The organism is Caproiciproducens sp. LBM24188 (assembly GCF_054130445.1).
Map to the genome: position 1 here is coordinate 1989792 of NZ_CP196862.1, position 12266 is coordinate 2002057.

The window sequence follows — 12266 nt, forward strand, 5'->3', positions numbered from 1 at the left end:
ATCTGCTTCTTCTTTATTCAGTTTTCAATGTACACGTGCAAACAACATCGTTGTTTGCTTTGGTGGGCTTAAGTGGACTCGAACCACCGACCTCACGCTTATCAGGCGTGCGCTCTAACCGGCTGAGCTATAAGCCCATATTTCTGGCTAGAGGCTATCCGGTTTAATTCTTGTGCCCATATAGCCACATTTGTCTTTCGGGCTGTGCCCGTGGTGGAGATTAACGGGATCGAACCGTTGACCTCCTGCTTGCAAAGCAGGCGCTCTCCCAGCTGAGCTAAACCCCCATTATGAAAGGCAGCGTCACTCAGGTTGTTCTACCCTTGTTTCCACTTCTTGAAAGCTCTTTTCAGGGCCTTCAAAATTAAACAACGTTTTCAAATTAGGCTTCCGTAACCGACCTTGGATGTTAGACCAGTTTCTTTCAACTGGTCAGTTCTCCATAGAAAGGAGGTGATCCAGCCGCACCTTCCGATACGGCTACCTTGTTACGACTTCACCCCAGTCGCCAATCCTACCTTCGGCAGCGTCCCCCTTGCGGTTAGACTACTGACTTCGGGTATTACCGGCTCCCATGGTGTGACGGGCGGTGTGTACAAGGCCCGGGAACGTATTCACCGCGGCATTCTGATCCGCGATTACTAGCAATTCCAACTTCACGCAGGCGGGTTGCAGCCTGCGATCCGAACTGGGACCATTTTTAGGGTTTTGCTCCACCTCGCGGTCTTGCTTCCCTCTGTTAATGGCCATTGTAGTACGTGTGTGGCCCAGGTCATAAAGGGCATGATGATTTGACGTCGTCCCCACCTTCCTCCGTTTTGTCAACGGCAGTCTGATTAGAGTGCTCTTGCGTAGCAACTAATCACAAGGGTTGCGCTCGTTGCGGGACTTAACCCAACATCTCACGACACGAGCTGACGACAACCATGCACCACCTGTCTCAACTTTCCCCGAAGGGCACCTAACGCATCTCTGCCTCGTTAGTTGGATGTCAAGACCTGGTAAGGTTCTTCGCGTTGCTTCGAATTAAACCACATACTCCACTGCTTGTGCGGGCCCCCGTCAATTCCTTTGAGTTTCAACCTTGCGGCCGTACTCCCCAGGTGGATTACTTATTGTGTTAACTCCGGCACGGATGGGGTCAGACCACCCACACCTAGTAATCATCGTTTACGGCATGGACTACCAGGGTATCTAATCCTGTTTGCTACCCATGCTTTCGTGCTTCAGCGTCAGTTAAAGCCCAGTAGGCCGCCTTCGCCACTGGTGTTCCTCCCGATCTCTACGCATTTCACCGCTACACCGGGAATTCCGCCTACCTCTACTTCACTCAAGCCCCACAGTTTCAAACGCAGTCTATGGGTTAAGCCCATAGTTTTCACGCCTGACTTGCAGAGCCGCCTACGCACCCTTTACACCCAGTAAATCCGGACAACGCTTGCTCCCTACGTATTACCGCGGCTGCTGGCACGTAGTTAGCCGGAGCTTCCTCCTTGGCTACCGTCATTTGTTTCGTCACCAAGGACAAAGGTTTACAATCCGAAGACCTTCTTCCCTCACGCGGCGTTGCTGCATCAGAGTTTCCTCCATTGTGCAATATCCCCCACTGCTGCCTCCCGTAGGAGTCTGGGCCGTGTCTCAGTCCCAATGTGGCCGTTCAACCTCTCAGTCCGGCTACCGATCGTCGCTTTGGTGGGCCGTTACCCCGCCAACTGGCTAATCGGACGCGAGTCCATCTCTCAGCGGATTGCTCCTTTGATACCAAGACCATGCGGCCTCGATATGTCATGCGGTATTAGCATCCTTTTCAGGATGTTATCCCCCTCTGAAAGGCAGGTTACTCACGCGTTACTCACCCGTCCGCCACTAAGTGATTCAAAAGCAAGCTTTCAAATCACTCCGTTCGACTTGCATGTGTTAGGCACGCCGCCAGCGTTCGTCCTGAGCCAGGATCAAACTCTCTAAAATATTGTATATAAATCACTCTTTCGAGTGTTTACATCAAATATTCAGAGCTTGAATCGCTCGAAATACGATACACTAACGTGTATTCTGCTGTCTTTTTTCTTAAGTGACAGCCAACTTCGTAAATCCTCAAAGTCTTTCAACTTTTCCGGAATCTTTACGGGTTCCTAATTCGTTACGTTGTTTAATTTTCAAGGTCCTGTTTTCTCCGTCAATTCTTACAGAGGAACACTTGATATTTTATCATGTGTTATGAAAGCTGTCAAGTGTCATTCTGCATTTTCTGCGGAGCGTTTACTATCTTACCATACTGTTTTCGATATGTCAAGAAGTTTTCACTCGCAAATGACGAATTTTTTAATAATACCACATTCATTACTTCATGTCAACAACTTTTTGAAATCGTTTTCATTCTGTATGATTGTGAACCGGTCAAAAATCGAATTTTTAAACCTTTCTGAACTGCTTTTCAAATTGTGAGAAAGCCGATTCAGTCTGATTTTTTTCATCCATTTTTCGACGGCTTTGCTATAATACCACTTTGAAAACGGGATGTCAACACTTTTTTACTGAAATCTTCAATTTTCGATTTTGGTTGCAGCATTATGGCATGTTTGCTATAATAATTTCACTATACTATATTTATATACTATATTTAGGGGGTAGAATGCATGCCGATTAAAATACCGGAAAATCTGCCGGCTGCAGAAGTTCTGGAATCGGAGAACATCTTTGTGATGACGCAGCAGCGTGCGCAGTCGCAGGATATTCGTCCGCTTAAGATCGTAATCTTGAACTTAATGCCCACAAAAATTGAAACCGAAACCCAGCTGCTTCGAATGCTTAGCAATACCCCCCTTCAGGTTGATATTGAGTTAATGCAAATGGCGACTCATGTTTCGAAGAATACTTCCGCTTCCCATTTAAGTACGTTTTATAAAACATTTGACGAATTGAAAGAAGAAAAGTTTGACGGTATGATCATCACCGGCGCGCCGGTGGAAAAGCTTCCGTTTGAAGAAGTGGACTACTGGGATGAGCTTTGCGATATTATGGCGTGGAGCCGCAGGAACGTCTATTCCACACTGCATATCTGCTGGGGCGCGCAGGCTGGTCTGTATTATCATTTTGGCGTTCCAAAATATTTGCTGGGACAAAAATTATCTGGAATCTTCCGGCACACGGTGCTGGACCCGCACCACCCGTTGGTGCGCGGTTTTGACGATCATTTTTATTCCCCACATTCCAGGTATACAGAAGTCCGGCGTGAAGACATCGAGAAACATCCAGAACTGGTGATTCTCACCGCATCTAATGTCGCCGGTGTTCATATTGTTGCAAACAAAAATGGAAGGCAGTTCTTTGTTACAGGGCACTTGGAGTATGACCGAACCACTTTAGCCGACGAATACTTTCGCGATGTAAAAAAGGGGCTTCACCCCTTTATTCCGCAAAATTATTTTCCAAACGATGACGTTACGCAGGAACCGCCGTTCGTCTGGCGCAGCCCTGCCAGCTTGCTGTTCAGCAACTGGCTCAATTACTATGTATATCAGCAGACACCATACGATTTAAAAGAACTTTCGGACAGCTAAAGCAAACAATGCGCGGCACGGGAATTATCCGTGCCGCGCATTAATTTTTAAAAGGATTCCGATGATAGAACTGGCGTAACGGGAACTGTACCGACTATCCGGAAAGCTTTGCGCGAAGCTGGTTTAAAATCACTTTTTCCCTCCGTGAAACCTGCACCTGCGTCATTCCCAGCGCCTGTGCCGTCTGCGTCTGCGTGCGGCTCTGGAAATAGCGGAATACAATAATGCTGCGGTCTTTCGGGTCCAATTCCGTGACCACCTGCTTTAAAGAAAGTAATTCCGCAATTTTATCATCTGCCGGCTCCACACTAATGTCAATTTGACCGCCGCCGTCATCCTGCGAAGCAGTAAGCGAAAGCGGAAGCTGCGATGCGCCTAGAGCCTGAGCCGCTTCTTCCGGTTCCACCTGAAGAATCTCCGCCAATTCCCCAACGGTAGGCTGTCTGCCCTCCCGTTCGGCAAAAGCGGTGGCTTCGCGGGAAGCGCGCATGGACAGCTCTTTTAACCCGCGCCCGACCTTGATTGCACCGCCGTCACGGAACAGGCGCCGGATTTCACCTAAGATGACCGGCACGGCATAGGTGGAAAACTGAACGCCGCGCTCCTTATCAAAATGGTCAACGGCCTTAATCAGGCCGAGGCACCCGGCCTGAAACAAATCATCATATTCCAGTCCGCGTCCTTTAAATCGCCTAGCACAGGCATGAACCAGACCGATATTGTCTCGAATTGTCTGATCTCTGTCCATTATTCTTCAGCCATTTTCCCTTTTACGGATACTTTTGAGCGGCGTTCAATCGTTTTATGCATGGTTACAACAGTACCCACCCCTACTTTGGAGGTTACCCGCAGAACATCCATAAAACTTTCCATTACCGCAAACCCCAGCCCGGCGCGTTCCCCGCCCGCAGTGGTAAACAGCGGCTGCATCGCCTGTTTTACATCCTCGATTCCGCATCCTTTATCGCGGATTCGAATCGTAATCTTTCCGTTTTCATATAGCTTGCAGCTTATGTATACGGTTCCAATCGTATTTCGATATGCATGTACAATACAGTTGGTTACCGCTTCCGACACCGCCGTTTTAATATCGCTCAGTTCGTCTATTGTAGGGTCAAGCTGTGCCACAAAGGCCGCAACCGCAGCGCGGGCGAAAGATTCGTTGGACGAGCTGCTGGGGAACGCCAAAGACATTTCATTCATCGGCTTCATCTTTTTTCACTCCCTTTACTACCGTGCAAAGCTGATTGATTCCCGATAAGGACACAATCTTTTCGATTTTCGGTGGCAGATTGGCAATACGCACAGCTCCGCCCCAAACCTGCATCAATTTACAGCGGCCCATAATCAGGCCGATACCGGAGCTGTCCATAAACTGAATGTCGGAAAAATCCAGGGTCAGCAGCTTCGGCTTCACCTTGGATGCCGCATCGTCAATCGTTTCCCGAATCTCCCGCGCGGAGTGATGGTCGATTTCACCGCTCAGAACGGCAGTTAGCTCTCCCTCTTTTAAAATAAGCCGTACACCCACTTTGATTCCTCCTGATATGTAATATTCGTAAATATGGGGACGTTGGCAATGTTAATTCACTTATTTTTCCCGGTTTTTTCCCGGTTTATGCAACGAAAAACAAGTTTTTAGAATGAATGCCGCCCAAATAAATAAAAAAATCCCTTATTACTTACGATAAGGGATTTCATGTAAAATATTACTCGAATTTTGCGGACAAGCTATATTTATTTTCTCGAAGAATGCTTTATCCATGAAACTTTTGAACCAGATACGGTCGAACCTCTCCCGCGAGGTACAGGGAGCCACAAATCACAACGGCTCCGTCCTTTCCGGCAAGCGCGAGGGCCCGCTCGACTGCATCCTCCACATAGGCGCAGGGCTGTGCGGAAAAATCCTCCGAGTGAACTTTTCTGGAATTTAACGCAATGGAATTCCAGAGTTGTGCCAACTGCGTAGCGCTCATGGCGCGCGGATTGTTCGGCGCAAGTGTAAAAACATGAGAAAACATTCCCGACAGATTCCGGAGAGCGGAATCAACATCCTTATCGGCCAGCATTCCCATCACCGCAACGACGCGTTTCCCATTAAGATACTTTTTCAAAGCGGCCGCAAGCGCCGCGGTTCCACCCGGATTATGGGCACCGTCCAGCAGCACCACAGGCGAAGTGGAAAACACTTCAAGCCGGGCTGGGTTGACCGCATGGTCAAATCCGGATGCTACCGCGCGGTCCGGAATCACCCAGCCCTGCCCGCGCAGAACTTCCACTACTGCCAGCGCGGCGGCAGCGTTTTTCACCTGGTGTTCCCCAAGGAACGGCAGCCGGAGCGGCAAGCCCCGGTAATCCAGTTTTGTACCGGTTAAGCCGGACGACCGTTCGCAGATACCGGTTGTGTCTGCGATAACCAGCTGATTCTGCCGTTCGGATGCGACGGTACGGATGACTTCCATCGCTCCTTCGGGTTGATCCGAATAGCAGACCGTAATCCCGTTTTCTTTGATGATTCCGCATTTCTCATACGCAATTTTTTCGACCGTGTCCCCTAAAATCGCAGTATGGTCAAGAGAAATCGAGAGAATCACCGAAACGAGGGGTGTGGGTATTACATTGGTGGCATCCAGCCGGCCGCCCAAGCCAACCTCAAGCACAACCACATCACAGTTCTGCTGTGCGAACCACTGCATGGCAAGCGCGGTAATAAATTCAAATTCTGTAATTTCTTCTTCGTTCTGCGCCATCCGCTCCACGAACGGAAAGGTGTGCTCCACCAGGGCTGCCAAATCCGCGTGTGGAATCATACGCCCGTTTATCTGCATCCGTTCACAGAAATCCGAAATGTAAGGGGAAATATAAAGTCCGGTTTTATAATTTGCCCTGCTCAGCACGGAGGCAGTCAGGGCACAAACAGAACCCTTTCCATTTGTTCCAGCCACATGGATGAACTTCAGGCGCTCCTGTGGATTGCCCAGCAACGCGAGCAGCTTGCGAATCCGCTCCAGACCCGGTTTTGTCCCGAACCGCTGCAAAGAATGAATTTTATTAAGCGCCTCACCATATTCCACTCCATTTATCCACCTTTCGATTAAAACAAAGTATGTACAAAAATCACATACTTCATGAAAAAAGGCGCTGCAAAATGAATCTGAATCCATCTTGCAGCACCTTAATGGTAAACTTAATTCTTCAGTGCCTCAATTCCAGACTGAAGCAGTGCGATATGCTCGCTCAGCTTTGCCGCGTTCTGTCTGACACCATCCACAACATTGGCCGGCGCTTTGGACAGGAAGGTTTCGTTTTTCAGCTTTGCCTGTGCATTGTCATACTGTTTTTGCGCCATGGCAAGCTCTTTCTTCAGGCGTGCAAGCTCAGCTTCCTTGTCCACCAAGTCGTTCATCGGAATATAAACTTTTGCCTGCGGGGTTACAATGGTAACCGCGCCGTCGATATCGAACTCCGTTCCGATTTCCACTTCGCTGGCATAGGCCAGTTTTGCAATAATCGGCACGCCGGTGCGGAAGGTTTCCACCGCGTTGGTAGCGATATAGATGTGCGCTTTACGGGACGGCGGTACGTTCATTTCCGAACGGCGGTTGCGGATGCCGCGGATGACATCCATGATGCAGCCCATTTCTTCAGCGGCCTGCGGGTCACAATGTGCTTCCTGGAATTCCGGCCACTTGGAAACCATAATAGATTCGCCCTCGTGCGGGAGGCTCTGCCAGATTTCCTCGGTAATATACGGCATAAACGGATGCAGCAGCTGCAAGGTGCCGGACATAACCCACACCAGCGTCTGGCGAACATCCTGTGCCGTCTGTTCATCCTGAGAATTCAGGCGGATTTTCGCGATTTCAATATACCAGTCGCAGAACTCGTCCCAAAGAAAATCGTAAAGTTTCTGCACGGCAATGCCAAGCTCAAACTTTTCCAGATTTTCCGTAATTTCCTTCGCCACACGGTTGAAGGAATCCACAATCCAGCGGTCCTCCAGTGCGAGCCGCGCGGGCAGCTCGTTCTTCACCTCATGCCCTTCGATATTCATGAGGATAAAGCGGGCCGCATTCCAGATTTTATTGGCAAAGTTGCGGCTTGCCTCCACCTTTTCGGTAGAATAGCGCATATCGTTCCCGGGGCTGTTGCCCGTGGCAAGCGTAAAGCGGAGTGCATCCGCACCGTACTGGCTGATGATTTCCAGCGGATCGATGCCGTTGCCCAGCGATTTGCTCATCTTTCTGCCCTGCGCGTCGCGCACAAGGCCGTGAATCAGGACCGTATGGAACGGAACCTGCCCGGTATGCTCAATAGCGGAGAAAATCATACGGGAGACCCAGAAGAAGATAATATCGTATCCGGTGACCAACGTATCGGTCGGATAGTAATAACTTAGTTCCTTGGTTTTATCCGGCCAGCCAAGGGTGGAAAACGGCCAGAGTGCGGAGGAGAACCAGGTGTCCAGCGTATCTGGATCCTGCTTCAGGTTTTTGGAACCGCACTTCGGGCAGGTATGGGGTTCTTCCCGTGCCACTATCGTTTCGCCGCAGTCCTGGCAGTACCATGCCGGAATCCGGTGGCCCCACCAAAGCTGGCGGGAAATACACCAATCTTTGATGTTTTCCATCCAGTGAAAATAGATTTTTTCAAAGCGCTCCGGAACGAATTTCACTTCGCCCTTTTTCACCTGTTCAATCGCGGGTTCGGCAAGCGGCTTCATTTTAACAAACCACTGCTTGGAAACCCTTGGTTCCACAACGGTGCCGCAGCGGTAGCAGGAGCCGACGTTGTGCTTAATCGGTTCCACTTTGACCAAAAAGCCCTGCTGCTTCAGTTCCTCCACAATCTGCTTACGCGCTTCCAGTGCGGGCAAACCGGCGTATTTTCCGCCGTTTTCATTGATGTTTCCGCAGTCATCCATTACATTGATGACCGGCAGGTTATGGCGCAGACCGACTTCAAAGTCGTTCGGGTCATGCGCGGGCGTAATTTTCACCACACCGGTTCCGAAATCGCGTTCCACGTAAGAGTCGGCGATGACCGGAATCTCGCGGTTGACCAGCGGGAGAATCAGCGTTTTGCCAACCATATCTTTGTAACGTTCATCGTCCGGATGCACCGCGACCGCCGTGTCGCCCAGCATGGTTTCCGGTCTGGTGGTGGCAAGGTTGATGTATCCGCTGCCGTCCTTAAACGGATACCGCAGATGCCAGAAGTAACCTTCGCGCTCGCTGAACTCCACCTCCGCGTCGGAAATGGAGGTTTTGCAGTGCGGGCACCAGTTAATAATCCGTTCCCCGCGGTAAATCAGGCCTTTTTCATACAGACGCACGAACACCTCGCGCACCGCTTTGGAGCATCCTTCGTCCAGGGTAAAGCGCTCGCGGTCCCAATCGCAGGAAGAGCCGAGCTTTTTCAGCTGCTCAATAATACGGCCGCCGAATTTTTCTTTCCACTTCCATGCGCGGTCGAGGAACGCCTCCCGGCCGATTTCCTCTTTGGTTAAGCCTTCCTTGCGCATGGCCTCCACAATTTTTGCTTCCGTTGCAATCGAAGCGTGGTCGGTCCCCGGGAGCCACAGTGCGGAATAGCCCTGCATTCTTCTCCAGCGGATGAGAATATCCTGAAGCGTTTCATCCAGGGCATGTCCCATATGAAGCTGTCCGGTAATGTTCGGCGGCGGAATTACAATGGTATATGGTTTCTTTTCCGGGTCGGGTTCCGCATGGAAATACCCGCCGGAAAGCCAGAAGTCGTAAATACGATCCTCCACTTCCTGCGGCTCATAGGTTTTTGCCAGTTCTCTGCTCATGCTGCATCCTCCTGAATTTCCCAAATACGATATTGATTTCAAACATAGCAGTAATGTTAAATCATAAAAATCACTGCCATTTCTGGGATGGAATCCATTTATAATGGAAAAACCCCGGCAACAACTGGGGTTTACGAAAGCCAATCATAGCCATAAGCCTTCAACTTTCAGCCGGTGGTAATTGACTTTTGGATAACTTTTTTATTATGACATTGTGGGGATTATTTGTCAAATCTTTTTCAAGCTGTTTCTAATTTGCTGGTGCAGGTACCGCCACGCCGCCGAACACCGTGCTGTCCAAAATGACCGCCAGGCACAGGCAAACCGGCACATCCGCTTCTTCGTGAATCTCTACGCCGTAACAGTCGCCAATCTTGTTCCAGCATCTTCCATGGGACATGACAACCGAAGAATCCACATTAATAATATCGTAAGAACGGCTGATTAAATCCCCGCGAAAGCGCCAGCTTACGCCCTTAATTTTCACCTTCTGCTGTTTTGCCGAACTGTTCCAGGTAACGCGGGCACGTTCCTTTTCCCCCACGCTGATGGTATATTTTGATAAGTTGGGCAGGCCCACGCTGTATATGCGAGCAATTTCAACGTTTGCGGCATCGATCATGCTCAGTTTGTTTCCAATGGCTAACGAATCTCCGGTCACCCGGAAAACAGGCTGGCCGGCAGAATCCATAATGGTAAACAGTGCGTCCGTGTCGGAGCCCTGGCAAATATAGAATTGCATTCGGCCACCTCCCTGATAGGTTCTCTTCCAGCAACCACTGATTCCGTCGTAAGACAGCAATTCAAAGGAGCGATATTCTGACCTGAACGGCTCTTAAATTGCTTCCATCAGTGGTTACTTAATATGTTCTAAAATATTATAATATCATTTTTTGTTTATTTGAGCAACGGATTCTATGAATTTTACTATAGGTTATGATTCTCCGGATATAATTGATCGACTATTTTACAGTTTTTTGATGATTGACTCAGGCACCGTAGTATTCTACAATAAATGCAGAAAGAACGCACGGTTTGGGGATGAATTGGATGAAAGAACGGCTTTGCCGGATAAAATTCAAACGTTTTTGGTTTCTTCTGCTTGCGCCCATCGCGCTCGTCCTAAATATTGTTGCGGTGAAACAGCCATCATTTGCTGAATGGTACGCGGCTCACCTTTATCCGTGGATTTCCCTCGCACTGAATTTCATCACTTCGCTGGTACCGTTTTCCATAGCGGAGGTTCTGGTTTTTACGTTACCCATCGCTGCACTGGTTTTACTGGTCCGTTTTATTGTTCGGCTGGTCCGGCGAAAAGGAAAGCGAGGAGAAACCGCCGTGCGGTTTGCCGTCAACTTACTCTGTATTGCAAGCGCGGTTTATTTCGCTTTTACGCTGAACTGCGGCATCAATTACAGCCGCCGCACATTCGCGCAGACCAGCGGGCTGAGCGTTCAGCCATCTTCCAAAGAAGAGCTAATTGCGCTCTGCAATTCACTGGCGGAAGATGTCAATTCCCTGCGCACAAGAGTCCAAACCGATTCCAATTCGGTCATGAAATTAAGCCAGGACAGTATTTATGATACCGCAGAAGAAATGAAAGCCGCCTACGACAAAATACATACGCAATACCCTCTTCTGCGCGCCGGTTATGGCAGGCCAAAGCCGGTTTTCGCTTCCCGGCTCATGTCGCAGACGAACATCACGGGAATATTCTTCCCATTTACCTTTGAAGCAAACGTGAACACCGATATTCCAGCATATTCCATTCCGGTTACCATGGGGCATGAATTGTCCCACCTGCGCGGATACATGCGGGAAGACGAGGCAAACTTTATCGGTTACCTAGCTTGCGAACAAAGCGGCAACCCGGATTTTGAATACTCCGGAAAAATGCTCGCGTTTATTTATGCATCGAATGCGCTGTACGATACCGATCGGGATGTGGCGGGTCAGCTTTACGCCACATTAAGCGAAGGGGTTCAGCGCGATTTAAGAGCCAACTCTGAATACTGGAAGCAATTCGAAGGTCCGGTCGCGCAGGTTTCCACTTCCCTAAACGACAGCTACCTGAAAGCAAACCATCAGGAAAGCGGTGTGAAAAGTTACGGTGCAATGGTAGACCTTCTGCTTGCCGAATATCGAATAAAGCAAGGAGCCCGCTAACGCGGACTCCTTTTTTAAGAAGCACTACCGTATCCATCAGGCTTTGCCGGGAAGGGTTGTGGTGTAATCGGGCTGCTGCTCTTTGTTCGACATTTTCCGAATATGGGCGTCCAGCAGCTGTTTGAATAAATCGTTCACCCGAGTGCGGCCCTGCAGATCCGTATACCGGACGGGTGAGTAATACTTGCTCTTAGTCTGCTGCATTAAGAACAAAAGCGCCTCTTCCCTGCCGCGCAGCCTGGCAAGCGTATCCGAAGCCTTGACCGCATACATGGCGCTGTGCGGAGCAATCCGGTATGCCTCCATCAGGCTTGCCAATGCATCCTCCAGGCGGTTCAATCCTTCCTGTGCCTTTGCAAGGTCCGCCAGCACGGCTGCCTTTCCAGCCGCAGCGTAATCGATTCGAATTCCGTTTTCTATTTTCGTCCGGCTGGGCAGCTCTTTCCAACCCGGTGTGCGCAGATATTCGGTTGCGCAGCGCGCCGCGTCCTTATAATACTTTTTCCCGAGCCAGCTGTACGCTTTGCAAGCCAGATAAAGCTGCTTCGGCGTTTTCTGCTTCCCGCAAAGCTCAATAATTTTCAGCAGCTGCTTGTCGTGGTCTTTCACCTCCCGAAGAATCCTTTTTGCCTCATCCAGCCGTGCGCTGTTGTAAGGGACAGGTTCGCCCAGCAAATAAAACAGTGCGGCGGCAAGGTCATCGTTCGAATTTTCCATCAGCATCC

Annotated in this window: 9 protein-coding genes, 2 tRNA genes and 1 rRNA gene; 2 read left to right on the forward strand and 10 right to left on the reverse strand. The window is 49.7% G+C overall.

From position 1 onward, the window contains the following. Window positions 1-60: 60 nt before the first annotated feature. The 3 genes from ACSVDI_RS09430 to ACSVDI_RS09440 all read right to left on the reverse strand — a co-directional run bounded on the left by ACSVDI_RS09430 (window position 61) and on the right by ACSVDI_RS09440 (window position 1968). Window positions 61-137 (reverse strand) — tRNA-Ile (locus ACSVDI_RS09430). 74 nt (window positions 138-211) lie between these two features. After that, a tRNA-Ala gene (locus ACSVDI_RS09435) sits at window positions 212-287 on the reverse strand. Between the two features lie 159 nt (window positions 288-446). After that, a 16S ribosomal RNA gene (locus ACSVDI_RS09440) occupies window positions 447-1968 on the reverse strand. Window positions 1969-2636: 668 nt separating this feature from the next. Between ACSVDI_RS09440 and metA the strand changes: the two genes are divergently transcribed. Continuing rightward, the gene (metA, locus tag ACSVDI_RS09445; RefSeq protein ID WP_457942436.1) at window positions 2637-3560 is read left to right on the forward strand and encodes a homoserine O-acetyltransferase MetA; all 924 of its coding nucleotides are present in this window, start codon (window positions 2637-2639) and stop codon (window positions 3558-3560) included. Between the two features lie 94 nt (window positions 3561-3654). Here metA and ACSVDI_RS09450 read toward each other — a convergent pair whose 3' ends face one another. From ACSVDI_RS09450 to ACSVDI_RS09475, 6 genes are all read right to left on the reverse strand, one after another. Next, complete coding sequence (locus ACSVDI_RS09450) at window positions 3655-4308, reverse strand: sigma-70 family RNA polymerase sigma factor (RefSeq protein ID WP_457942438.1); 654 nt, start codon at window positions 4306-4308, stop codon at window positions 3655-3657. Then, window positions 4308-4772, reverse strand: a complete 465-nt coding sequence (gene spoIIAB, locus ACSVDI_RS09455) for an anti-sigma F factor (RefSeq protein WP_457942439.1) — start codon at window positions 4770-4772, stop codon at window positions 4308-4310. Before spoIIAB ends, ACSVDI_RS09450 begins: the two co-directional genes overlap by 1 nt. Beyond that, window positions 4756-5091, reverse strand: coding sequence for an anti-sigma factor antagonist (locus tag ACSVDI_RS09460; protein ID WP_457942441.1), 336 nt, complete (start codon window positions 5089-5091; stop codon window positions 4756-4758). The genes spoIIAB and ACSVDI_RS09460 overlap by 17 nt, the downstream gene beginning before the upstream one ends. A gap of 226 nt (window positions 5092-5317) precedes the next feature. Continuing rightward, entirely contained in the window at window positions 5318-6634 is a 1317-nt protein-coding gene (locus ACSVDI_RS09465) for a bifunctional folylpolyglutamate synthase/dihydrofolate synthase (RefSeq protein WP_457942443.1), read from the reverse strand. 113 nt (window positions 6635-6747) lie between these two features. Further along, window positions 6748-9375 (reverse strand): valine--tRNA ligase, encoded by a 2628-nt coding sequence (locus tag ACSVDI_RS09470; protein ID WP_457942444.1) that lies wholly within the window; start codon window positions 9373-9375, stop codon window positions 6748-6750. A 250-nt stretch (window positions 9376-9625) separates the two neighbouring features. Next, window positions 9626-10117 (reverse strand): LURP-one-related/scramblase family protein, encoded by a 492-nt coding sequence (locus tag ACSVDI_RS09475; protein ID WP_457942446.1) that lies wholly within the window; start codon window positions 10115-10117, stop codon window positions 9626-9628. A 308-nt stretch (window positions 10118-10425) separates the two neighbouring features. Between ACSVDI_RS09475 and ACSVDI_RS09480 the strand changes: the two genes are divergently transcribed. Then, window positions 10426-11541, forward strand: a complete 1116-nt coding sequence (locus tag ACSVDI_RS09480; RefSeq protein ID WP_457942448.1) for a DUF3810 domain-containing protein — start codon at window positions 10426-10428, stop codon at window positions 11539-11541. Between the two features lie 36 nt (window positions 11542-11577). Here ACSVDI_RS09480 and ACSVDI_RS09485 read toward each other — a convergent pair whose 3' ends face one another. Next, window positions 11578-12258 carry a hypothetical protein gene (locus ACSVDI_RS09485; RefSeq protein WP_457942450.1) on the reverse strand — a complete coding sequence of 227 codons (681 nt, stop codon included), beginning with the start codon at window positions 12256-12258 and terminating at the stop codon, window positions 11578-11580. Window positions 12259-12266 lie beyond the last annotated feature (8 nt).